Below are 23,165 nucleotides of genomic sequence, written 5' to 3'. Positions count from 1 at the left end.
GCAGTGAAACGATGCATCGCCGATGGTAGTGTGGGGTTTCCCCATGTGAGAGTAGGTCATCGTCAAGATTAAATTCCAGAACCCCATTTGCGAAAGCAGATGGGGTTTTGTTTTTGCGCGCGGAAAAGCGGACAGTCATCCTCATACCTAAACAGCGGATGAGCGCAGTTGTCAGTCGCCCTGACAAGATCGACCGCTAACAAGTCCGCTCCCTCTGGTAGTCTTCTCCCTCTTTTAAAAGACCAAGGGACGCAGCTATGCCGGTGACATCCAATCTCAACCCCGGATTTATGGTGGTCCATGGGAATCGCCTGGATGAACTGCGTGGCCTTGTGGTGTCCTGGATGCGGCGTTATCCCCTGACTCCGCTTGAGAACGAAGTAGCGCTGGTTCAAAGCAACGGCATTGCGCAGTGGCTGAAGCTCGCTTTGGCAGAAGATGCACAGGACGATGATCAAGGTGGTTGCGGCATCGCGGCAGCGATCGATGTGCAACTCCCGGGTAGCTTCATGTGGCAGTTGTATCGCGCAGTGTTGGGCAAGGCAGAGATTCCGGAAACCTCATTGCTTGATAAGGCTCCCCTGACTTGGCGTTTGATGCGTCTATTGCCCGGCCTGATCAATCAGCCACACTTCGAGCCGCTGCAGCGATTCCTGACCGCCGACACCGACCTGCGCAAGCGCTACCAGTTGTCCGAACGACTCGCTGACCTGTTCGATCAATATCAGGTGTATCGCGCCGACTGGCTGGAGGATTGGGCCGCGGGCAAGCATCAACTCAGGACCGGGCGGGGAGAGGCAAAGCCGCTCAAAGCAGAGAACTGCTGGCAGGCCGAACTGTGGCGTGCGCTGCTCCATGATGTCGGGGCAGAGGGGATGGCCCAGAGCCGGGCCGGCGTGCATCAACGTTACATCGAACGCATCAATAGCCTGGTCGAGGTACCGGCCGGTTTGCCGGCGCGGGTGATCGTTTTCGGTATTTCCTCTTTGCCCGCCCAGGCACTAGAGGCGCTTGCCGGGCTAGCCCGTTTCAGTCAGGTCCTGCTCTGCGTTCACAACCCTTGCCGCCATCACTGGGCAGACATCGTGGCTGACAAGGATCTCCTGCGCCACGAATACAAACGCCAATCACGAAAACCCGGCATGCCGGTGGTGCTGAACCCTGATGCGCTGCACCAGCACGCTCACCCGTTGCTGGCTGCGTGGGGCAAGCAGGGTCGTGACTACATCAATCTGCTCGACAGTCATGACGACCCGAACAGCTATCGCTCGATCTTTCGCGACGGGCGCATCGACCTGTTCAGCGAGAGCGAGCCCAAGACGCTCCTGAATCAACTCCAGGACGATATCCTCGAGTTGCGCCCCTTGAGCGAGACCCGCGAAGTCTGGCCGCCCGTGGATATCAAGACCGACCGCTCCATTCGCTTTCATGTCGCCCACAGCGCCCAGCGCGAAGTGGAGGTGCTCCACGACCAACTGCTCGCGCGCTTCAGCAAGGATCCGGACCTTCGTCCGCGGGACGTCATCGTCATGGTCCCAGACATTGACAGCTACGCCCCTCACATTCGCGCCGTGTTTGGCCAACTGGATCGCGACGATCGCCGCTTTATCCCCTTCACCCTCGCCGATCAGGGCCAGCGCGGCCGTGATCCGTTGCTGATCGCCGTCGAGCATTTGCTGAAGATTCCGGACAGTCGATTCCCGGTCAGCGAAATCCTCGATCTGCTGGACGTCCCTGCATTACGAGCGCGTTTCGGCATTGATGAGCGAGACCTGCCAACCCTGCACCGCTGGATTGAGGGAGCAGGTGTGCGATGGGGGCTCAATGCGAAGCAGCGTGAAGGACTGGGGCTACCTGAACAGCTTGAGCAGAACAGCTGGCATTTTGGGCTGCGTCGCATGTTGCTGGGGTACGCCGTTGGGGCGGGTGCGGCTTACGACGGCATTCAGCCGTATGACGAAATCGGCGGGCTCGATGCGGCTCTTATTGGCCCGTTGGTGTCCCTGATCGACGCGCTTCAGGTCGCGCACAACGAACTCTCCCAACCCGCGACGCCCGCGATGTGGGGCGCGCGTCTTCAGGCGATCATGCAGCTGTTCTTCATGGCCGACAGTGAGCACGACGACTACCTGCTCAGTCAGCTGGAAACCCTGCGTGAAAACTGGCTGCAGACCTGCGAGACCGTTGGCCTGGAAGAAGACTTGCCGTTGACGGTCGTGCGTGAAGCCTGGCTGGCCGGGCTTGATCAAGGGCGGTTGTCCCAACGCTTTCTGGCCGGATCGGTCAACTTCTGCACGCTGATGCCGATGCGCGCCATTCCATTCAAAATCGTCTGCCTGCTGGGTATGAACGATGGCGATTACCCACGCGCGCAGCCGCCGCTGGATTTCGATCTGATGGGCAGCGATTACCGTCCCGGCGACCGTTCCAGGCGTGAGGATGATCGTTATCTGCTGTTGGAAGCGCTGTTGTCCGCCCGTGATCAGCTGTACATCAGCTGGGTGGGGCGCAGTATTCGCGACAACTCCGAGCGGCCGGCTTCGGTGCTCATCGGGCAGCTGCGCGATCATCTGTCCAGCGGTTGGCGGCTGGCCGATGCCATCGAGCCCGAGGACGATAAAAAGCGTGATCCGGGCCAGCAGTTGCTGCACAGACTCACCGTCGAGCATCCGCTGCAGCCTTTCAGCGCCAAGTACTTTCAGGAGAACCCGGAGTTCTTCAGCTTCGCCGGAGAATGGCAGGTGCTGCACGAAGCCCTCACTGAAGCAGGCGAAACAAAAGCGCTGCAAAAGCACCAGCAGGAAGAGCCGTTGAGCCTGATGCAATTGCAGGATTTCCTGCGCAATCCGGTGAAGCACTTCTTCAGCCAGCGCTTGAAGATATTCTTTGAAGTCGCCGAAGCGCCATTGGCGGACGAGGAGCCGTTCGTACTCGACGCGCTCGAGCGCTATGGCCTCAGCGACAGTCTGTTGCAAGCGGCGCTCACAGATCACGAGGACATTCAGGAATCGCTCCATGCTCAAGCAACGCGCTTGCAGGGCAGCGGCTTGCTGCCGATGGCTGGGTTTGGCACGTTGCTGCAGGATGAACTGATCGAACCGCTACCCGACCTCGTCGCCCGCTATCACGAATTGCTGATTCGCTGGCCGGTGCGGCTGCACAGCGCGCTGCCGGTCAGTTACCAGCATCAGGGCGTCGAGCTCGATGGCTGGGTCGACGGGCTTTATCAGAATCCTCAGAACGAGTTACTCGCGATCACGGCTATCCCCAATGCCATCGCCAGCAAGAAGACGCGCAAGTGGCATCGCCTGACCAAGCCTTGGGTGAACCATCTGGTGGCCTGCGCGTGCGATCTGCCGTTGACCACGGCGCTGGTGGCCAGTGACGAGACGCTCTTGCTGCCGCCGCTGGACAAGGACACTGCCACGCGCACGCTGAATGACCTGCTGCTGGCCTGGCATCAGGGCATGCAGCGACCGCTTCCGATTGCGGTGAAGACGGCGTTTGCCTGGCTAGGCCAGAACGATGAAATCAAAGCCGAAGCCGCCGCGCGCAAGGCCTATGAAGGCGATGGTCAGAACAGCAAGGGCGAGCGTGCCGAGAGCACTGCCCTGGCGCGCCAGTTCCCGGACTTTGATGCGTTGCTGGGCAGCGAGGAATTCGTGGGTTGGTGCGAGGCGCTGTACAAACCGATTTTTGAAGCGCCTTGGCAGGCACTTTCTCGCGAGGAGGCCGGCGCATGAGTGACGCACAACAACCTCTGGCGCTGCGCTTCCCACTGAAAGGCAGCCAGCTGATTGAAGCCAGCGCCGGCACCGGCAAGACGTTCACCATCTCGGCGCTGTACCTGCGTCTGGTATTGGGTCACGGCAGCGAGATTTCTGGCTTCGGCCGAGAGCTGTTACCGCCGCAGATTCTGGTGGTGACATTCACCGACGCAGCGACCAAGGAACTGCGCGACCGTATTCGCACGCGACTGGCCGAAGCCGCGCGGTTCTTTCGTGAAGAAATCGAAGCGCCTGATGCGTTGATCGCTGGGTTGCGGGACGAGTTCGCCATTGAGCAATGGCCCGGGTGCGCCAGCCGTCTCGACATCGCGGCGCAGTGGATGGACGAAGCGGCGGTCTCGACCATCCACAGCTGGTGTCAGCGCATGCTGCGCGAGCACGCCTTCGACAGCGGCAGCCTGTTCACCCAGAGCCTGGAAACCGATCACACCGATTTGCTGAGCGAAGTGCTGCGCGATTACTGGCGCAAGTTCTGTTACCCCATGAGCGGCGACGCGCTGCTATGGGTGCGCGAGAACTGGGGCGGACCCGCGGCGCTACTGCCAAGGGTGCGCGCATTGTTCGGCAGTGAGCGGGCGAGCGTGACGAAAACCCCGACGCAGATCATCGAGCAGTCGATTCAAGAGCGGCGCGAAACCCTCCGCCAGCTCAAGGCGCCATGGGCCAGCTGGGCCGCGGAGCTGCATGCGATCTGCATCGACGGCGTTGCGTGCAAAGTGGTCGATGGCCGCAAGATGCAGGAGCGCTACTTCCGTCCGTGGTTCGACAAGTTGATTGCCTGGGCCAATGACGACGAGCAAGAGCAGTTGGACCTCGGCACCGGTTTCACCCGGCTGACGCCCGACGGTATTGCCGAAGCGTGGAAGAACAACCCGCCGTCGCACCCCGCGTTCGAGGCGATGGTCGAGCTCAAGGTAGCGCTGGACACGCTGCCAACGCCCGATGCGGCGGTGCTTGAGCACGCTGCGCAATGGGTCGGCGCCCGCTTTGAAGAAGAGAAGCGGCGACGCGCGGAAATGGGTTTCGACGACATGCTGCTGCGGCTGGACGCGGCGTTGCGCGGCAGCGGAGGGGAGCGCCTGGCGACCCTGATCCGCGAGCAGTTTCCCGTTGCGTTGATCGATGAGTTTCAAGATACCGATCCCGTCCAGTACCGCATTTTCGACAGCATCTACCGGCTTGAGGCCAACGACGAGAGCACCGGCCTGTTCCTCATCGGCGACCCGAAGCAGGCGATCTACGCGTTCCGTGGTGCCGACATCTATACCTACCTGCGCGCCCGTCAGGCCACCACCGGGCGGTTGCACACGCTGGGCACCAACTTCCGTTCCAGCCACGCGATGGTCGATGCGGTGAACCACGTGTTTACGCGCGCGGAGACGAGCGAGGCCGGTCGCGGTGCCTTCCTGTTCCGCACGCCCGAGGACAATCCCGTGCCGTTTCTGGCAGTCGGGTCTCAAGGCCGTAAAGAGACGTTGCAGGTCGACGGTGAGGTGCTTGCGGCGCTCAACGTCTGGCAGCTGGAAACCGATCAGCCAGTGTCGGGCACGGTCTATCGCCAGCAACTGGCGGCGAGCTGCGCCAGTGAGATCGTCCGCCTGCTCAACGCGGGTCAACAAGGCCTAGCGGGCTTTGCCAAATCCGGCGAGCCTTTGAAGAAGCTGCTGCCTGCCGACATCGCGATTCTGGTGCGGGATGGCAAGGAAGCCCAGGCGGTGCGTGGCGAGTTGTCGGCGCGGGGTGTGCGCAGTGTGTATCTCTCGGACAAGGACTCGGTGTTCGCCGCGCAGGAGGCCCATGACCTGCTCGCCTGGCTCAAGGCTTGCGCCGAGCCTGACGCCGAGCGAACCCTGCGCGCGGCCTTGGCCTGCATTACTCTTGCGTTACCGCTGGCCGAACTTGAGCTGCTGAATCAGGACGAACTGGCGTGGGAAAACCGCGTCATGCAGTTCCGCGATTACCGACGCATCTGGCGCACCCAAGGCGTGCTGCCGATGCTGCGGCGGCTGCTGCACGACTTCAAACTGCCGCAGGCGCTGGTTCAGCGAACCGATGGCGAGCGTGTGCTGACCAACCTGCTGCACCTCAGCGAACTCATGCAGCAGGCCGCCGCCGAGCTGGATGGCGAGCAGGCCCTGATTCGTCATCTGAGCGAGCATCTGGCCCTGTCCGGCCAAGCGGGGGAAGAGCAGATCCTGCGCCTCGAGAGCGATGAGCAACTGGTCAAGGTCGTGACCATTCACAAATCCAAAGGCCTGGAATACCCGCTGGTGTTTCTGCCCTTCATCTGCTCGACGAAGCCGGTGGACGGCAGCCGTTTGCCGCTGCACTTCCACGACGCCGCCGGCCACGCGCAGATCAGTCTCAAACCCACGCCGGCGCTGATCGAACAGGCGGATGACGAGCGTCTGGCGGAAGACCTGCGTCTGCTTTATGTGGCCCTGACCCGCGCGCAACACGCGTGCTGGCTGGGCGTTGCCGATCTCAAGCGCGGCAGCAACAGCGCTTCGATATTGCACCGCTCGGCACTGGGCTATTTGCTCGGCGGCGGGCAGAAGCTGGCTGAGTCAGTGGCATTGGGCCAATGGCTGCGATCGCTGGCAGAGGACCACCCGGCCGTGAAAGTTGAACCCGTTCCACTGCCGACCACCGAATCCTTCAGCGCGCCGCGCAACGAGGTCGCATTGAGCAAGCCGCGCGAGCCCCGGCGCAGCGCTCGGGAGAACTGGTGGATTGCGTCCTACAGCGCGCTGCGCATTGGCGACACCATCACCGACAGCGGCGATCAGTCGCCGGACAGCCCGCAAGCGCAGAAGCTGTTCGACGATGAGCGTCTCGACCCGGATGCGCCGCGCGAGGTCATGGTCAGCGGCGGCGATATCCACCGATTCCCGCGTGGCCCCAACCCCGGCACCTTCCTGCACGGGCTGTTGGAGTGGGCCGGTGAGAAGGGCTTTGCCGAGGCGGCTGCCGATCCGCTTGCGCTGGAGAAAGTCGTAGCCCAACGCTGTAACCGTCGCGACTGGAAAGGCTGGATCAACACGCTGACCGACTGGCTGCAGCATCTGCTGACCCTGCCGCTGCGTCTGGGCACAGAGGTGCAGCCCATGGCCTTGTGTGAGCTGGATCAGCCTAACCAGTACCGCGTCGAAATGGAGTTCTGGTTCGCCTGCTCGAAGGTCGATGTGGCGCAGATGGACGCGCTGGTTCGCCGATACACCCACAACGGTGCGCCGAGGGCGGCGGCAGAAACGGTTTCGCTGAACGGCATGTTCAAGGGCTTCATCGACCTGACGTTCGAGCACGAAGGCCGTTACTTCGTTGCCGATTACAAATCCAACTGGCTGGGCGTCGACGACGATGCCTACACCGAGCAGGCGATGGAAAACTCGATTCTGGACAACCGCTACGACCTGCAATACGTGCTTTACCTGCTGGCCTTGCACCGTCAGCTCAAGGCGCGGCTCGCCGATTACGATTACGACCGGCACATGGGTGGCGCGGTGTACCTGTTCGTGCGTGGCAGTCGTGGGGCGAGTCAGGGTGCGTGGTTCACCCGACCGCCCCGTGAGTTGATCGAAAGTCTCGATCTGCTGTTTCAGGGCCGAACGCCGATCACGGCCGACGTGCTGTCAGGAGACCTCGTATGAACCGGACCTTCGCTCACTTGATGCCCTCGGCGCTGGACGCCGACAGCCTGGCCGAGCTAAAGCCCCTCAGCCGCGTGGATGACCTGCTGCTGTTGCTGCAGCGCTGGGTCGAACGCGGCTGGTTGCGCGCGCTGGACAAAGCCTTCGTGGCGTTTCTGGCTGAGCTCGATCCTGCCGCCGATTCGCTGGTGCTGTTGGCGGCCACGCTGACCAGCCACCAGTTGGGCCACGGGCACGTCTGTCTGGACCTCTATGAAACCCTGAAAGAGCCGGACTTCGCCCTGTCGCTGCCGCCGGAGGGCGATGTGTTGTCGACGCCGATGCTGCTGCCGTCCTCGCTGCTCAAATCCCTCGACGGCGCGACGTGGTGCAAGGCGCTGGAAGCCAGCGCGCTGGTGGCCCACGCATGGGACCTCAGCGAAGCAGCGGCACAGAGGCCGTTGGTTTTGTCCGATCGGCGCCTGTACCTGCGCCGTTACTGGACGTATGAACGGCGGATCGATGCGGCGTTGCGTCGTCGACTGGCTCAGGTGGAAACGGGGTTCAGCGATTTGCCCCAGCGTCTGGATGCGCTGTTCGGCCCGGCCAACCATGCGCCTGACGCCTTGATCGACTGGCAAAAGTTGGCGTGCGCCCTGGCAACCCGAGGCGCGTTCAGCATCATCACCGGCGGCCCCGGCACGGGCAAGACGACCACGGTCGTGCGTTTGCTGGCACTGCTGCAATCGCCAGCCGTTGAGCGCGGCAAGCCGTTGCGCATTCGCCTGGCGGCACCGACCGGCAAAGCCGCGGCACGCTTGACCGAGTCGATCAGTCATCAGGTGCAGTCGCTGCAAGTGCCGGAAGACGTGCGGCAGAAGATCCCCAGCGAAGTCACAACGGTTCACCGCTTGCTGGGCAGTCGTCCGGGCACGCGGCATTTCCGGCATCACGCGGGCAACCCGTTGCCGCTGGACGTGCTGGTGGTCGATGAAGCCTCGATGATCGACCTGGAAATGATGGCCAACCTGCTCGACGCATTGCCGCCCCATGCGCGGATGGTGCTGCTGGGCGACAAGGATCAACTGGCGTCGGTCGAGGCGGGCGCGGTGCTGGGGGATTTGTGCCGCGACGCGGAGGCGGGCATGTACACCCCGCAGACCCAGGCGTGGCTGGAATCGGTCAGCGGGGAAGATCTTGCCGGAAGCGGCTTGCAGCAAGGCGACGATCAGCATCACGCCCTGGCGCAACAGGTGGTGATGCTGCGCCATTCACGGCGTTTCGTGGCCGGCAGCGGCATCGGTCAGTTGGCGAAGCTGGTCAATCAGCAGCAGGACCAGGAAGCACGCGCATTGCTCGCGGCTCGCCAGTACCCGGACCTATTTTCCCTGGTGCTCAAGGGTGAGCAGGACCGCGCACTGTCGCGACTGCTGCTCGACGGTCACGGCGATGGCCCGCAAGGCTATCGCCATTATCTGGGCGTGATGCACGCGCAGCGGCCGCAAGACCTGACGCAGATCGAAGACCCGCGCAGTGTCGAGTGGGCGCGGCAAGTGCTGAACGCGTTTGATGAGTTCCAGCTGCTGTGTGCCGTGCGCAAAGGGCCGTGGGGTGTGGAAGGGCTGAATCGACGGATCACTGAAACGCTGTTCAGCGCCGGACTGATCGAGAGCGATCATCAGTGGTACGAGGGGCGCCCGGTGTTGATGACACGCAACGATTACGGGCTGGGTTTGATGAACGGCGACATCGGCATTGCCCTGCGTCTGCCCGAGGGGCCGGTCGATGAAAACCGTCAGGCGCTGCGTGTTGCGTTCCCGCGTAACGACGGCAGCGGCGGGGTGCGCTTCGTGCTGCCGAGCCGACTCAATGACGTGGAAACGGTGTACGCGATGACGGTGCATAAGTCCCAGGGCTCGGAGTTCGCGCACACGGCGCTGATTTTGCCGGAGGCGCTGAACCCGGTACTGACCAAGGAGCTGATCTACACCGGCATCACCCGGGCCAAGCACTGGTTCAGCCTGATCGAGCCGCGTCAGGGCGTGTTTGAAGAAGCGCTGCGGCGCAAGGTCAAGCGCCTGAGCGGGTTGATGTTGGGGCTGTGAGGCTCAAGCTTCTTTGAGCGCAGGCGTTTGTTGCGTCACGGCGTGATCCAGCCCCATGAACCTGCGCACGCGCTCGCCGCACTGATCGGCAAGAATCGTCTGCGGCGCGGCGTCGACCTGCACGATGCCGTTTTCCATGAAAATCACCCGGTCGGAAATCGACAGGGCGAAGTCCATCTCATGGGTGACGATGAGCATCGTCATGCCTTCCTTCGCCAGGTCGGCGATGACCTTGAGCACGTCGCCCACCAACTCCGGGTCCAGCGCAGACGTCGGTTCGTCGAAGAGCATGATCTGCGGGTCCATCGCCAGTGCCCGGGCAATCGCCACGCGCTGTTGCTGACCGCCGGATAACTGATGGGGGTATTTGTGCGCGTGGGCCAGTAGCCCGACCTTGTCGAGCAGGGCGTAGGCGCGTTGCTCGCTGAGGTCCCGGTCCCGGCCGTGGTAACGCGGCGCGAGGGTCACGTTGTCGAGAATGGTGCGGTGGGGGAACAGGTTGAAGTTCTGAAACACCATACCGATGCGCTGCACGCCCCGGCGGATCTGCGGCGCGTTGGGGTTGTCGCCGGCGTGAATATAGCCCTCGCCAAACAGGATGATCTCACCCTTGTCGATGGTCTCCAGGCTGTTGACCGTGCGAATCAGCGACGTCTTGCCCGAGCCCGACGGGCCGATGATGGAGATGACCTGCCCGGCCTCCACCTCCAGATTGATGCCCTTGAGCACCTCATGCTGCCCGTAGCTTTTGTGGACGTTGACCAGTTGCAGCGCTGGCGCCGAACCTGGCCCTATTGTCGGCTGGCGCACTACCGTGGGCTGCGCGACCAGGCTGGTGCGCAGGTTACTCAGGGCAGGGTCGTCGAGGGTTTGCGGCTTGCGATTGCTCAGCTCCAGGTGCTGCTCCAGCCAGTGAAACAGCCAGCCGAACACCGTGACGATCATCACGTAATACACCGCGACGGCTGACAGCGTTTCCATGACCAGAAAGTTTTGCGCGTAGAGGCGTTGGCCCACGGTCAGCAGCTCGGTGAGGGAAATCACTGACACGAGTGAGGTCAGTTTCACCACGGTGATGTATTCATTCACCAGCGTCGGCAGGGAGATACGGAATGCCTGGGGGATGACGATCAGACGCTGCATGCCGATCAGTCCGACGCCCAAAGCGCGACCGGCTTCTTTCTGGCCCTTGGCAACGGAGATCAGGCCGCCCCGGTGGATCTCCGCCATGTACGCCGCTTCCGTGACCACCAGCGCAAGAAGGCCGGAATAGAAGGGGTTGGACAGCACGTCGCGGGTGACCGGAAACATCTGTGGCAGGTTGTAGGTAAACACCACCAACACCAGCAGCGGGACACTGCGGAAGAACCAGATATAAATCGACGCCGGCACGCTGATCCAGCGCGCGGTCGAGAGCTTGGCCGAGGCCAGGAGGAAACCCAGCAGCATGCCGATGAACCAGCCCAGGGCGCTGAGTTCGATCACGGTGATGCAGGATTCCCAGAAGTCAGCGACCGAGAACAGAGAAAAAAAGTAGGACCATTCGAATTGCATACACACACCTCAGCAGGGCGGGGCCCGGCGGGATTCTCTTGTCAAACGCGATCCCTGTGGGAGTGAGCTTGCTCGCGATGACTTCGGTACAGCCAACACACCTTCATCGTCTGTCACGGCCAATCGCGAGCAAGCTCACTCCTACACGGGTGACGCATCAAGCCGTCAGTTCGCGGGCTCTTCCAGGTTGTATTTCTTCAAGAGCGCAGCGTATTCGCCGGATTTTTTGGTCTCGTCGAAGGCCTTGAGCAACGCCTGATACAGCTCGTCATTGCCCTTCTTCACGTAGATGCCGAGCGTTTGCTGATAGATCGAATGCTCGGTGCTGACCACCACGCGGCCCTTGGTGCGTTCGGCGATCATGCCGGCGGCGCCGTCGATTTCTACCTGCGCCTGCACGTTCCCTGACAGCAGCGCCTGGGTCACTTCCGGTGCCGACGGGAATTCGCTGACGGCGACCGGGCCTTTGCCCTTCGGCACGCAGTATTCGGTGGAGAGCTTGTTGAACTGGGTGACCCACGTGGTGCCTTTTTCCAGGCCGATTTTCAGCCCACACAAGTCTTCCGGCACCTTGGGTTTGAGCGGACTGTCCTTGAGCACCATGATCGCCGCGCCGGTTACAGCGTAGGGAATGGTCTGTGCCTGGGTCTGGCGCTCCGGCGTGATGTACATGCCCGAAATAATCGCGTCGTAGTGCCCGGCGTTGAGGCTGAGGATCAGGCTAGAGAACTTGGTGTCGACGAACTCCGCTTTGAGGTCCATGTGCTTGGCGAGCAGGCGCGAGAGGTCAGGGTCGGCACCGACGACGTTCTTCTTCTCGTCGTAGGATTCGAATGGGGGGTAGGTGATCTCCATGCCGACCTTGAACTGCCCCGGCGTCACGGTAGTAGCCGCTTGCACGGCCGTGGCAGCCAACAACGACGCGCCGAGCATGGCGGAGGCAATCACGGTCAAGCGGACAGCAGTTTTTAAAGTGTTGCGCATCGTCGGTGACTCCACGTCAGGAAGGTAGGGCTGGGTGTGCTGGGTATTCGGGTGAGGCAGGGCGCCGTATCGCATCAAGATACGTCCTGTGTCTGATTCTTCAGGTGGCCGAAGCTCGACGGCTTGCGCGCCTTTTCGTACAGCTTGATTTCGCCGTTCTCGACCTTGCGCCGCAGGTATTGGTAGGTCTGCAACGCCTGACCGAACATATGCTCGCCGATGGTGATTTCTTCGTAGTCGGCAGTGCCCTTGTCGAACTGCGGAAGGGGTTTGATCTGGGTGTGGAAGTCGCAGGCGAAGAACAGCGGAAACGAATAGCGCTCCTCGCTGACCGTGCGTACCCGATGAGCCGTAGCAACGAACGTACCAGCGGTCATGACCTCCAGCATGTCGCCGATGTTGACCACAAACGCGCCCTCCACCGGGGGCGCGTCGATCCACTGCCCGAGGTCGTTCATCACTTCCAGCCCGGGCTTGTCGGCCAGCAGCATGGTGAAGCACTCGTAATCGGTGTGCGCACCAATTCCGGGCGCGTCCTGAGCAGCGCCGTCAAACGGGTAATGAATCAGTCGCAGCTTCGACGGCGGACGGGTGACCATCGCCTCGAAGTAGCCTTCCTCCAGGCCCAGCGCCAGCGCAAAGCCGTCGAACAGGCGGCGGCCCAGGGCAAATACCGCCGCGTAATACGCTTCGACCGCAGGGCGAAAGCCGGGCAGGTGCGGCCACTCGTTAGCGCCGATCAGCGGGGTTTTGGCGATCACCAGCGGGTCTTCGTCGCCCACCTCAAAACCGATATCGAAGGCTTCTTTGTGATCCGGCTTGCCCTTGGCATACACCTCTTCGCCTTCGGGCACGAAGCCTTTGTGGCTGCGTGAAGTGCCGATGTAGTGCTGCATTTTGTAATCGAGGGATTGGGCGAACAGGTCCTTGGCCGCCTGACGCAGACCGTCGATCAAAGACGGCGCGATACCGTGATTCCTGACGTACAGAAAGCCCACTTCCCGCGCCGCCTTGCCCAGTTCGTCGGCGACGGCCTGACGCAGTGCGATGTCGGGGCTGAACAACCCCGCGATATCGACCACCGGGATGCTGCTGAAATTGGCGACCTTCGGGGCTGCCGTGTGCGACGGATCTGGCATGACGAAACGCTCCTTATCGGCTTGTTGTGTGGGTGAAGCGCTGGAAATGTTCGCGTTCGGTCTGGCCCATCCCCACGTTCAGCGACCAGAGATCGGCCACCGGCACATTGGTGAAGGGCAGATGATGCAGATAGCCGTCGGCGCCGAATTCAGGCGTCATCGTGCTGACCTGATAACCGCGGGCCTGCTGGGATGTCCACACGGCTTCCCAGTGCTGCTGATGGAAAGCCAGCTCTCGGGCGTACTCGGGGGCAGCGGGATGCGAGACTTGCGGACCCTGGTCGTAGCCGACCCGAGCCTGAATGTGATGAACGCGCTCGACAAACGCGCTGAGGTCGTCTTCCGGGTCGTCGAGCAAACGCTCGCAAGTGACGATCCAGTGGCTGATGTCGCTGGTGAAGCGTAGATCGGGCAGTTGGCGGATCAGCTCAAGGGTGACCCACGGATTGAACAGCGAGCGGGCGCGATGGGTTTCGAAAGTGACGGTCTGCCCGTGCTTGCGCGCCACCTCCAGTGCCCGACCGAAGAAGTCCACCTGCTGCGGCAATTGCCAGCGGTCGTTGCCGGCCAGCACGTTGACGAAGCGCGGCGCCAGTTCGGTTGACCAGGCGAGCTTCTGTTCCAGATCGGTGAGGTGTTCCGCGGTGGTCGCTGATTGTTCCGGGAGGACGTCGTAGGCGGTGAAAACGGTGGCGATGTAAGGCACGTGATTGGCGCGCAGGAAGGCACCGAATTCCGCACGCTCGACAGGCGTCAGTGGCAGGCGTGCTTCCATGCCGTCGAATCCGGCTTCCAGCAGCTCATCCAGCGCCTGGGCCTTGCTGGCGCGGTAGCCCCAGAGCGTGCGGAAGATTTCCAGTTTCATCGAGCGTCCTCAAAGATTGCAGCAAGCGGCTGACGTGTGACCCGAGACAGGGCTCCGCCACGGCGCAGGCCGAAACGGGGTACAGCGGCAGTCACATCAGAAAAGGCAATCTTCGGGCCGTGTCTCTACTGGACGGGCTCCTTTATTGGGGGCGATCTTAGGTTCGGGCGATGAACGGAAAGAATAGGAAAGCTCAAATGCATAGTTCAGAGATTTCTGAACTATGTTCGGAAGGGGCGAGGTAGACCCAGACTTCAGGCATGCGACGGTCATGTGGGAGTGACCGGGGTGGCGCTCCACCTTGCTCGCGAATAGGTAGGAACATCCAACGCATCTTCAGCGCCTGATCTGCCGCATTCGTGAGCAAGCTCACTCCCACAGGATCGCGTTTCATCCGCAGGCAAGTTGGGCGCTACCCCTACCTGCAGCCGACTTTTCGTTCAATCCACAAACGTCATCCGTTCCGTCTTGCCCAGCAGAAACCCCTGATTGCGCTCGGTAGCCTCACGGATGTAATCCCACAGCAACGTAATCCGCTTGAGCTTGCGCAGGTCCTCCCGGCAGTACATCCAGAACTGCCGCGTGATAGCCACCTCGCTTTCCAGCACCGGTAGCAATCGTGAATCCTGTGCCGCCAGAAAGCACGGCAGGATCGCCAGCGCTCGTCCCTGCAACGCGGCGACGTATTGGGCGATGACGCTGGTGCTGCGCAGGGTGGCGTGGGCGCCGGGGAGCAGGTTGCTGAGGTAGAGCAATTCCGAGCTGAAGGCCAGGTCGTCGACATAGCTGATGAACGGATGGTCGGCGAGGTCTTCGGTCTTGCGGATCGGCGCGTGGTTGTCGAGATACTCCTGAGTGGCGTAGAGCCTCAGGCTGTAGTCGCACAGCTTGCAGCACACGTAAGGCCCGTGTTCCGGACGCTCCAGCGCGATGACGATATCGGCCTCGCGCTTGGACAGGCTGATGAAGTGCGGAAGCGGCAGGATGTCCACCGAAATGGCAGGGTACGTATCGGTGAAGTGACTGAGTTGCGGGGTGATGAAGAAGCTGCCGAAGCCTTCGGTGCAGCCCATGCGCACGTGCCCCGACAACGCGACGCCGGAGCCGGAAACCTGCTCGCAGGCGATGTGCAGCGTGCTTTCGATGGACTCCGCAGCGCCCAGCAATCGTTGGCCTTCCGCCGTGAGGATGAAGCCGTTGTTGCGGGATTTTTCGAACAGCAACGTGCCCAGTGAAGTTTCCAGCGAGCTGATCCGGCGCGACACCGTTGTGTAGTCCACCGCGAGGCGTTTGGCCGCGGAACTGGCCTTGCGCGTGCGCGCCACTTCGAGAAAAAACTTCAGGTCATCCCAGTTCAGCGCGCTCAGGGACGTGATGTTTTTTTGCATGTTGAACCTGCTTTTATGTGCGTTTTTATTAGAAGTTTGCACATCTATACTCCGAAGCGCGGCCGGATCCAACCTGTCCGTCAACGCCTGCTGCAGCAGCTGAAACCAACGAGGTAGCGCCCCGGCAAACCGCCCCATCCCACATGCCATAACACCCTGCACAACAATAAATAAGCGGAGGAGTTTATGAAGAACGCTATTACGGCGGACGCTGGCGCACTCGATGCCGGCCCCGTGAAAAACGCCCGATCCTATCGGCTTGCCGGCGCGGCAAGCATGGCCGGCACGACCATCGAGTGGTACGACTTTTTCCTCTACGGCACCGCTGCCGCACTGATCTTCAACAAGATCTTCTTCCCTGCACTGGACCCGATCATCGGTGTGCTGGCGGCGTTCGCCACCTACGCCGTGGGCTTTCTCGGCCGGCCACTGGGCGGCATCGTGTTCGGCCATTTCGGCGACAAGATCGGGCGCAAGTCCATGCTCCTGTTCACCCTGATGCTGATGGGCATTCCGACCATCATCATCGGCCTGATTCCCACCTACGAACAGATTGGCTACTGGGCTGCGGTCCTGCTGGTGGCGATGCGGTTTCTCCAGGGCATGGCGGTCGGCGGCGAATGGGGCGGGGCGGTGCTGATGGCCGTCGAACATGCGCCCGAGGGCCGCAAAGGTTTCTACGGCAGCCTGCCGCAAACCGGCGTTGGTGCCGGGCTGGTGCTGGCCTCGCTGGCCATGGGCATGGTTGCCAAATTGCCGGAGGCCGACATGCTCAGTTGGGGCTGGCGGATTCCGTTTCTGGCCAGCATTGTGCTGCTGGGCGTTGGCTGGTTGATTCGCTTGAAAGTCCCGGAGTCGCCTGATTTCGAGAAGCTGAAAAAAGACAACATCGCCGTCAAGGTGCCGCTGTTCAAAGTGTTCCGCGAGCACCCCAGAGAAACCCTGACCATCATCGGCGCGCGCACCGCTGAGAACGCCTGGTTTTACATGTCGGTAACCTTCGCGTTGGCGTACGCCGCCAACCAGTTACTCATCCCTCGTGCCGACGTGCTGAGCGCGATCACCGCTGGCGCTGCGCTTTCTCTTGTGACGATGCCGCTGTGTGGGCACCTGTCCGACAAGGTCGGTCAGAAACGTCTGTATTTCGCCGGGCTTTTGCTGCTCTGCGCCTTCGTCTATCCGTTCTTCGCCATGCTCGGCACCCGCGAACCTCAGATGGTGTGGTGGGCGATGGTGCTGGCGGTGGGCGTGGTGTTCCCGATCCTGTACGCGCCGGAATCCCTGTTGTTTGCTCGCCAGTTCCCGGCGGAAATTCGCTACAGCGGCATCTCTGTCTCGGTGCAGTTGGCGGGCGTGTTGGGCGGTGGATTTGCGCCGATGATCGCCACGCAATTGCTGGCCATGGGCGGCGGCAGCCCGCACTACGTGATCGTCTACCTGATCGGCATGGCGCTGGTGGCATTGGTCTGCACCGCGCTGATGAAGCGCGATCCCCCTCGCCATCGTGCGGCCTGAAATCGACTTTTTTCAGCGCGCTCAAGCAGGCGCGCTGCCTTGAATGGAGCAATGGCAATGAACGTGTCACTGAACAAAAACAACACCACCGTGGCCCGCGTGAAGCTGCTGATCGGCGGTGAATGGGTTGAGTCGCAAACCACCGAGTGGCTTGACGTGGTCAACCCCGCCACCCAGGAAGTGCTGGCCCACGTGCCGTTCGCCACGGCCGCTGAGGTCGATGCCGCTGTCGCCGCTGCGCAGAAGGCATTTACCACTTGGCGGCACACGCCGATTGGCGCCCGTATGCGCATCATGCTCAAGCTGCAGGCGCTGATTCGCGAACACTCCAAACGCATCGCCGTGGTGCTCAGCGCCGAACAGGGCAAGACGATTGCGGACGCCGAGGGCGATATCTTCCGCGGCCTTGAAGTGGTCGAGCACGCATGCTCCATCGGCACGCTGCAGATGGGCGAATTTGCCGAGAACGTCGCCGGTGGCGTCGACACCTACACCCTGCGTCAGCCCATCGGCGTCTGCGCAGGCATCACGCCGTTCAACTTCCCGGCGATGATTCCGCTGTGGATGTTCCCGATGGCCATCGCCTGCGGTAATACCTTCGTGCTGAAACCGTCCGAGCAGGACCCGATGTCGACGATGCTGCTGGTGGAGCTGGCGGTTGAGGCAGGCGTTCCGGCGGGCGTGCTCAATGTCGTGCACGGCGGCAAAGAGGTGGTCGACGGGATCTGCACCCACAAGGACATCAAGGCGGTGTCCTTCGTCGGCTCGACGGCAGTGGGCACCCACGTTTACGACCTGGCGGGCAGACACGGCAAGCGTGTGCAGTCGATGATGGGCGCGAAGAACCATGCCGTTGTGCTGCCCGATGCCAATCGCGAGCAGACCCTCAACGCGCTGGTCGGCGCCGGTTTCGGTGCGGCAGGTCAGCGCTGCATGGCGACGTCGGCGGTGGTCATGGTCGGCGCGGCGAAGCAGTGGATTCCCGACCTGAAGGCGCTGGCGCAGAAGCTCAAGGTGAATGCGGGCAGCGAGCCGGGCACCGATGTCGGGCCGGTGATTTCCAGGCGCGCGAAACAGCGGATTCTTGATCTGATCGAGAGCGGCGTTCAGGAAGGGGCCACCCTTGAGCTGGACGGGCGGGGCATCACGGTGGCGGGTTTTGAGGAGGGCAACTTCGTCGGGCCGACGCTGTTCACGGGCGTGACCACCGAGATGCAGATCTACACTCAGGAAATCTTCGGGCCGGTGCTCGTGGTGCTGGAAGTCGACACGCTGGATCAGGCCATTGCGCTGGTCAACGCCAACCCGTTCGGCAACGGCGTCGGGCTGTTCACCCAGAGCGGTGCGGCGGCGCGCAAATTCCAGAGTGAAATCGATGTGGGTCAGGTCGGCATCAATATCCCGATTCCCGTGCCGGTGCCGTTCTTCAGCTTCACCGGTTCGCGCGGTTCGAAGCTGGGAGATCTGGGGCCGTACGGCAAGCAGGTGGTGCAGTTCTACACTCAGACCAAGACCGTCACCAGCCGCTGGTTCGATGACGACAGCGTGAATGACGGGGTGAACACGACGATCAATTTGCGTTGAGTGCGACGCGCTTTAAGCGGGCCTTGGCCTGCTCGCGATCACGTTGCGTCATTCAGCGCTGTGCCATCTGAATGATCGCTTCGCGAGCAAGCTCGCTCCCACAAGGGCTTGCGTCGGCTGTGGATCTGGAACTGAACAAGGAGAACAACCATGAAAATCGCATTCATCGGTCTGGGCAATATGGGGGCGCCGATGGCGCGGAACCTGATCCGTGCCGGGCATCAGCTGCATTTGTTCGACCTGAACCAACAGGTGCTGGCCGAGCTGGCCGAATTGGGCAGCCGCATCAGTGAGTCGCCCAAACATGCTGCTCAGGGTGCCGACCTCGTCATCACCATGCTCCCGGCAGCCGCTCACGTTCGCGCGGTTTATCTGAATGAAGACGGCGTATTGGCTGGCATCAGCGCAGGGGTGCCGGCGGTGGACTGCAGCACCATCGACCCACAAACCATACGCGAAGTGGCGGCCGCAGCGGCGAAACAAGGTGTGGTGGTCGGCGATGCGCCGGTGTCCGGCGGCACTGGCGGCGCGCAGGCCGGGACGCTGACGTTCATGGTCGGCGCCAGCCTGGAACACTTCACGGTGCTCAAGCCGATTCTTGCGCAGATGGGCCGCAACATCGTTCATTGCGGCGATGTCGGCACTGGGCAGATCGCCAAGATCTGCAACAACATGCTCTTGGGCATTTCCATGATCGGTGTGGCAGAAGCCATGGCGCTGGGTAATAGCCTGGGCATCGACACCGGCGTGCTGGCGACCATCATCAACAGCTCGACCGGACGCTGCTGGAGCTCGGAAATGTACAACCCGTGGCCCGGCGTCGTGGACACCGCCCCGGCGTCGCGCGGCTACACCGGAGGGTTTGGCGCGGAGCTGATGCTCAAGGACCTGGGCCTGGCAACCGAAGCCGCCAAAGCCGCACGCCAACCCGTGATCATGGGCGCGCTGGCGCAGCAGCTGTATCAGGCGATGAGTTTGCGCGGCGATGGCGGCAAGGACTTCTCGGCGGTGGTTGAGGGTTACATCAAGAAGGAAAACTGAGGGTGCACGCCCCGGCCTCTTCCCGGCTAAAGCCGGTCCCACAATGTGCACGCGGTCAGTCAGTGGGACCGGCTTCAGCCGGGAAGAGGTCCGCAAGAACACCCGCAATTTTGCGGCGTGACATCCGACGCTTTCCCGGCTAAAGCCAGTCCTACAATGTGCACGCGGTCAGTCAGTGGGACCGGCTTTAGCCGGGAAGAGGCCAGCACCAACAACGCAATATCGCGGTGTGACATCCGACGCCTTCCCGGCTAAAGCCGGTCCTACAATGTGCACGCGGTCCCACTGAATACACGGAGTCCCACCGAGAACTAACCCCGCGGGCCGCTGTAATCCTTGGCCCACTGCTCTTGCGCCACCAAGTGCTGTTTAAACCGCGCGATCTGTTCGGCCACTCGCACTAGCGACGTTCCGCCCCAGCCGCTGCGCGCCGCCAGTGCAGCTTCAAGCGTCAGGCTCTCCAACACCTCCGGCGTCAGGCGCGGATCGGTGTCGGCGAGCATTTTTGGCGTCAGCTCCGGCAGCCCGATGTCCTGCGCCTCACACAGCTGCACCAGTTGCCCGGTGATCTCGTGGGCTTCCTTGAACGGCACACCGCGAACGGCCAGCCAGTCGGCGATTTCCGTCGCCAGGGTGAACCCCAAAGGTGCCTGCCGCAGCAATTCGTCCTTGCGCACCTTCATGGTTCGAACCATGCCGGCGAAGGCGGGCAGCACCAGATTCAGCGTGTCCAAAGCGTCGAAGATGGCGTGCTTGTCTTCGCTCAAATCCCGGTTGTACGACAGCGGCTGCGCCTTGAGCACCGACAGAATCGCCGTCAGCGAACCGATCAACCGGCCGGATTTACCCCGGGCCAGTTCGGCGATGTCCGGGTTCTTCTTCTGCGGCATGATCGAGCTGCCAGTAGCGTAGGCATCATCCAGCTCGACCCAGCGAAACTGCCGCGATGTCCAGATGCAGAACTCCTCGGCCATGCGCGAAATATTGATCCCCAGCATGCTCGCGCAGAACAGAAACTCGGCCACGTGATCGCGGCTGGCGACGGCGTCGATGGAGTTCTCACACGGCCCGGCGTAGCCCATTTCCGCCGCCGAACGTTGCGGGTCGCGGGCGATGGCGGAACCGGCCATGGCGGCGGCGCCGAGGGGCGACAGATTGAAGCGCTCATCCCAATCCTGCAGGCGCTGGATGTCACGATGAATTGCCTGGGCGTGGGCCATCAAGTGATGACCGAACACGATTGGCTGCGCTTGTTGCAAGTGAGTGAAACCCGGCGCAATGGTCTCGATATGCGCTTCGGCCTGACCGACCAAGGCCTGCTGCAGATCCAGAATCGACAGGGTCAGCACGCGAATCCGGTCACGCAAAAACAGCCGCATGTCATTGGCTGTCTGATCGTTGCGCGAGCGCCCGGCGCGAAGCTTGCCGCCCAGTGCGCCAAGGCGTTCGGTAAGCAGGCGCTCGATGAAGGTGTGCACGTCTTCGTCGGCGGGAATCGGCTGAATCGTGCCGGCGGCAAAATCCTCGTCGATCGATTGCAGCGCGTCGATGATCCGGCGGGTTTCGTCGGCGTCCAGCAAACCGGCGCGCTCAAGCTCGTGGGCGTGGGCCTTGGAGCCTGCCACGTCATAAGGCGTCATGCGGAAATAGACGGCGGGCGAGCGTGACAGGTTGGCCATCGCTTCGGCTGGCGCTGATTTAAAGCGCGCGCCCCACAGACGCTCAGTTGCATCGGACATATGCATTCCCCCTCAAACACGTGATTGCTGGCGAGCCAGGCGTCGGCGACGTCAGGGGATCCTAGAAAAAACCGGCTGCCGGTGAAACGTTACAAATGGCAAGTCGGGTTGGCAGAAATGGAAAGCTGCCTGGTTCGGCCTGAGCAGAAGCGTGGTGCCGACTATTTTTCTGTTACCGCAGGTGCCCGAATGTGTTGAAGTGGCGCCGATTGCAACGCCCGATGTTTCCCCTCGTCGACCTTTTCGCAGGATGCGCCCATGGCTGGTTTCCTATCGCTTTATCAACACCTTGGCTGGACCTTGTCAGTGCTGGTGATGCTGACGTTCCTGCTGGCGGGGACGGTCAAGGGCGTCATCGGCATGGGGTTGCCGACGGTTGCGATGGGCTTGCTCGGCGCGATCATGCTGCCGACCCAGGCGGCCGCGCTGCTGTTGATTCCGTCGACGCTGACCAACTTCTGGCAGTTGGCAACCGGCGGGCATTTGCGAGGACTCTGTACGCGGTTGTGGCCGCTGCTGTTGATGATCGTCATCGGCACGCTACTCGGCTCATACGCACTGGGCCTCGGCAACGGGCACGGCATGGCGAGGGCGCTGGGCGGCGCGCTGTTTGTCTACGCGTTGTGCGGCCTGTTTCTGCCGACGCTCAACGTGCCGCCCGCTGCCGAGCGCTGGCTCGGGCCGTTGTGCGGATTCATCACCGGAATGGTCACCTCGGCCACCGGCGTCTTCGTGATTCCGGCGGTGCCCTACATCCAGGGCCTGGGGCTGGATCGTAATGAACTGGTGCAGGCGCTGGGGCTGTCGTTCACTGTCTCGACCCTGGCACTGGGTGTTGGTCTGTTCTGGAACGGCGCAGTGGGCAGCGCCGAAATGGGCGCCTCGTTGCTGGCACTGATTCCCGCGTTGCTCGGGATGATGTTCGGTCAGTGGCTGCGTCAACGGATCAGCGCGCTGGTGTTCAAGCGGATGTTCTTTATCGGCATGGCCCTGCTGGGCGCGCATCTGATGATCGCGGGCTGATTACGCGGCGTTCGGCTCGGATTCACGCTGCCGTTCTATCAACATAAATTCATCAATAGCCACCTGACTCGTGATTCAGGCGCAAATGTATTTTGCCCGTCCGTGGCTTATTCCCGTCTCGTCCGCCAGATATTCTGCCGTCCATTCCAATTGAAGACCCTCAATCCAGTACCGCTGCACTGCGGGCTGCATTGACGACGGACGAGGCTTGATATGAAAAAAGTACTGTTTCTCAACGGCGGCAAACAATTTGCGCACTCCGATGGCCGCTACAACACCACGCTGCATGAAGCCGGCCTGGCGCTGCTGGACCGTGCCGGTTTTGAAGTACGACAGACCTTCATCGACGGCGGCTACGACGTGGCCGAAGAAGTGCAGAAGTTTCTCTGGGCTGACGTGATTATCTGGCAGATGCCGGGCTGGTGGATGGGGGCGCCGTGGACGGTGAAAAAGTACATCGACGAAGTGTTCACCGAAGGTCACGGCAGCCTGTACGCCAACGACGGTCGCACCCGTTCCGATGCCTCCCAGCGTTATGGCAGCGGCGGCTTGCTGCACGGCAAGCAATACATGATTTCGGCCACCTGGAATGCGCCACAGCAAGCGTTCGACGACCCGGCCGACTTCTTCGAAGCCAAGGGCGTGGATGCCGTGTACTTCCCCTTCCACAAGGCCAACCAATTCTTGGGCATGACCGGCCTGCCGACCTTCCTGGCGGTGGACGTGATGAAGATGCCGAATGTGGAAGCAGACGTGAAGCGGTACGAGGCGCATCTGGCCTCGGTGTTCGGGATCTGAGACGCGAGAAGCG

14 protein-coding genes are annotated in these 23,165 nt (G+C 61.9%); 8 read left to right on the top strand and 6 right to left on the bottom strand.

What is annotated here, in order from left to right:
- Positions 1 to 257: 257 nt before the first annotated feature.
- Genes recC through recD form a run of 3 tightly spaced genes read left to right on the top strand, consistent with a single transcriptional unit; the run spans position 258 to position 9,522 of the window.
- Positions 258 to 3,743, top strand: a complete 3,486-nt coding sequence (recC, locus tag AC07VF_RS10170) for an exodeoxyribonuclease V subunit gamma (protein ID WP_495007949.1) — start codon at positions 258 to 260, stop codon at positions 3,741 to 3,743.
- Complete coding sequence (gene recB, locus AC07VF_RS10165; RefSeq protein ID WP_495007948.1) at positions 3,740 to 7,438, top strand: exodeoxyribonuclease V subunit beta; 3,699 nt, start codon at positions 3,740 to 3,742, stop codon at positions 7,436 to 7,438. The genes recC and recB overlap by 4 nt, the downstream gene beginning before the upstream one ends.
- Positions 7,435 to 9,522, top strand: coding sequence for an exodeoxyribonuclease V subunit alpha (gene recD, locus AC07VF_RS10160; protein WP_495007947.1), 2,088 nt, complete (start codon positions 7,435 to 7,437; stop codon positions 9,520 to 9,522). Before recB ends, recD begins: the two co-directional genes overlap by 4 nt.
- A gap of 3 nt (positions 9,523 to 9,525) precedes the next feature.
- Here the strand turns inward: recD and AC07VF_RS10155 are convergent, their stop codons facing one another.
- The 5 genes from AC07VF_RS10155 to AC07VF_RS10135 all read right to left on the bottom strand — a co-directional run bounded on the left by AC07VF_RS10155 (position 9,526) and on the right by AC07VF_RS10135 (position 15,452).
- Entirely contained in the window at positions 9,526 to 11,076 is a 1,551-nt protein-coding gene (locus AC07VF_RS10155) for an amino acid ABC transporter permease/ATP-binding protein (RefSeq protein ID WP_346629952.1), read from the bottom strand.
- A 165-nt stretch (positions 11,077 to 11,241) separates the two neighbouring features.
- The gene (locus AC07VF_RS10150) at positions 11,242 to 12,060 is read right to left on the bottom strand and encodes an ABC transporter substrate-binding protein (RefSeq protein ID WP_346629953.1); all 819 of its coding nucleotides are present in this window, start codon (positions 12,058 to 12,060) and stop codon (positions 11,242 to 11,244) included.
- Between the two features lie 74 nt (positions 12,061 to 12,134).
- On the bottom strand, positions 12,135 to 13,199 hold the full coding sequence (locus AC07VF_RS10145; protein ID WP_346629954.1) for an isopenicillin N synthase family dioxygenase: 1,065 nt from the start codon (positions 13,197 to 13,199) through the stop codon (positions 12,135 to 12,137).
- Between the two features lie 13 nt (positions 13,200 to 13,212).
- A complete protein-coding gene (locus AC07VF_RS10140) occupies positions 13,213 to 14,064 on the bottom strand; it encodes a sugar phosphate isomerase/epimerase family protein (RefSeq protein ID WP_495007946.1) in 852 nt (283 codons plus the stop codon).
- A gap of 440 nt (positions 14,065 to 14,504) precedes the next feature.
- Entirely contained in the window at positions 14,505 to 15,452 is a 948-nt protein-coding gene (locus tag AC07VF_RS10135; protein WP_495007945.1) for a LysR family transcriptional regulator, read from the bottom strand.
- Between the two features lie 186 nt (positions 15,453 to 15,638).
- Between AC07VF_RS10135 and AC07VF_RS10130 the strand changes: the two genes are divergently transcribed.
- The 3 genes from AC07VF_RS10130 (at position 15,639) to mmsB (ending at position 19,592) form a co-directional block, all read left to right on the top strand.
- Positions 15,639 to 16,967, top strand: a complete 1,329-nt coding sequence (locus tag AC07VF_RS10130; protein WP_495007944.1) for an MFS transporter — start codon at positions 15,639 to 15,641, stop codon at positions 16,965 to 16,967.
- A gap of 57 nt (positions 16,968 to 17,024) precedes the next feature.
- The gene (locus tag AC07VF_RS10125) at positions 17,025 to 18,551 is read left to right on the top strand and encodes a CoA-acylating methylmalonate-semialdehyde dehydrogenase (RefSeq protein WP_495007943.1); all 1,527 of its coding nucleotides are present in this window, start codon (positions 17,025 to 17,027) and stop codon (positions 18,549 to 18,551) included.
- 150 nt (positions 18,552 to 18,701) lie between these two features.
- Positions 18,702 to 19,592, top strand: coding sequence for a 3-hydroxyisobutyrate dehydrogenase (mmsB, locus tag AC07VF_RS10120; protein ID WP_495007942.1), 891 nt, complete (start codon positions 18,702 to 18,704; stop codon positions 19,590 to 19,592).
- 311 nt (positions 19,593 to 19,903) lie between these two features.
- Here the strand turns inward: mmsB and argH are convergent, their stop codons facing one another.
- Entirely contained in the window at positions 19,904 to 21,331 is a 1,428-nt protein-coding gene (gene argH, locus AC07VF_RS10115) for an argininosuccinate lyase (protein WP_495007941.1), read from the bottom strand.
- Between the two features lie 258 nt (positions 21,332 to 21,589).
- Here argH and AC07VF_RS10110 point away from each other — a divergent pair, with 258 nt between their 5' ends.
- Positions 21,590 to 22,354 carry a sulfite exporter TauE/SafE family protein gene (locus AC07VF_RS10110; protein WP_495007940.1) on the top strand — a complete coding sequence of 255 codons (765 nt, stop codon included), beginning with the start codon at positions 21,590 to 21,592 and terminating at the stop codon, positions 22,352 to 22,354.
- Positions 22,355 to 22,567: 213 nt separating this feature from the next.
- Complete coding sequence (gene mdaB, locus AC07VF_RS10105; RefSeq protein WP_282372873.1) at positions 22,568 to 23,152, top strand: NADPH:quinone oxidoreductase MdaB; 585 nt, start codon at positions 22,568 to 22,570, stop codon at positions 23,150 to 23,152.
- Positions 23,153 to 23,165 lie beyond the last annotated feature (13 nt).

It is taken from the genome of Pseudomonas sp. GW821-FHT02H06, from assembly GCF_059421525.1.
The sequence above is the reverse complement of the archived record's forward strand: the minus strand, read 5'-3'. Positions and strand labels throughout refer to the sequence as shown.

Coding starts and splice junctions, on each gene's coding strand:
- recC (WP_495007949.1), top strand. CDS start 258: ATGCCGGTGACATCCAATCTCAACCCCGGATTTATGGTGGTCCATGGG.
- recB (WP_495007948.1), top strand. CDS start 3,740: ATGAGTGACGCACAACAACCTCTGGCGCTGCGCTTCCCACTGAAAGGC.
- recD (WP_495007947.1), top strand. CDS start 7,435: ATGAACCGGACCTTCGCTCACTTGATGCCCTCGGCGCTGGACGCCGAC.
- AC07VF_RS10155 (WP_346629952.1), bottom strand. CDS start 11,076: ATGCAATTCGAATGGTCCTACTTTTTTTCTCTGTTCTCGGTCGCTGAC.
- AC07VF_RS10150 (WP_346629953.1), bottom strand. CDS start 12,060: ATGCGCAACACTTTAAAAACTGCTGTCCGCTTGACCGTGATTGCCTCC.
- AC07VF_RS10145 (WP_346629954.1), bottom strand. CDS start 13,199: ATGCCAGATCCGTCGCACACGGCAGCCCCGAAGGTCGCCAATTTCAGC.
- AC07VF_RS10140 (WP_495007946.1), bottom strand. CDS start 14,064: ATGAAACTGGAAATCTTCCGCACGCTCTGGGGCTACCGCGCCAGCAAG.
- AC07VF_RS10135 (WP_495007945.1), bottom strand. CDS start 15,452: ATGCAAAAAAACATCACGTCCCTGAGCGCGCTGAACTGGGATGACCTG.
- AC07VF_RS10130 (WP_495007944.1), top strand. CDS start 15,639: ATGAAGAACGCTATTACGGCGGACGCTGGCGCACTCGATGCCGGCCCC.
- AC07VF_RS10125 (WP_495007943.1), top strand. CDS start 17,025: ATGAACGTGTCACTGAACAAAAACAACACCACCGTGGCCCGCGTGAAG.
- mmsB (WP_495007942.1), top strand. CDS start 18,702: ATGAAAATCGCATTCATCGGTCTGGGCAATATGGGGGCGCCGATGGCG.
- argH (WP_495007941.1), bottom strand. CDS start 21,331: ATGTCCGATGCAACTGAGCGTCTGTGGGGCGCGCGCTTTAAATCAGCG.
- AC07VF_RS10110 (WP_495007940.1), top strand. CDS start 21,590: ATGGCTGGTTTCCTATCGCTTTATCAACACCTTGGCTGGACCTTGTCA.
- mdaB (WP_282372873.1), top strand. CDS start 22,568: ATGAAAAAAGTACTGTTTCTCAACGGCGGCAAACAATTTGCGCACTCC.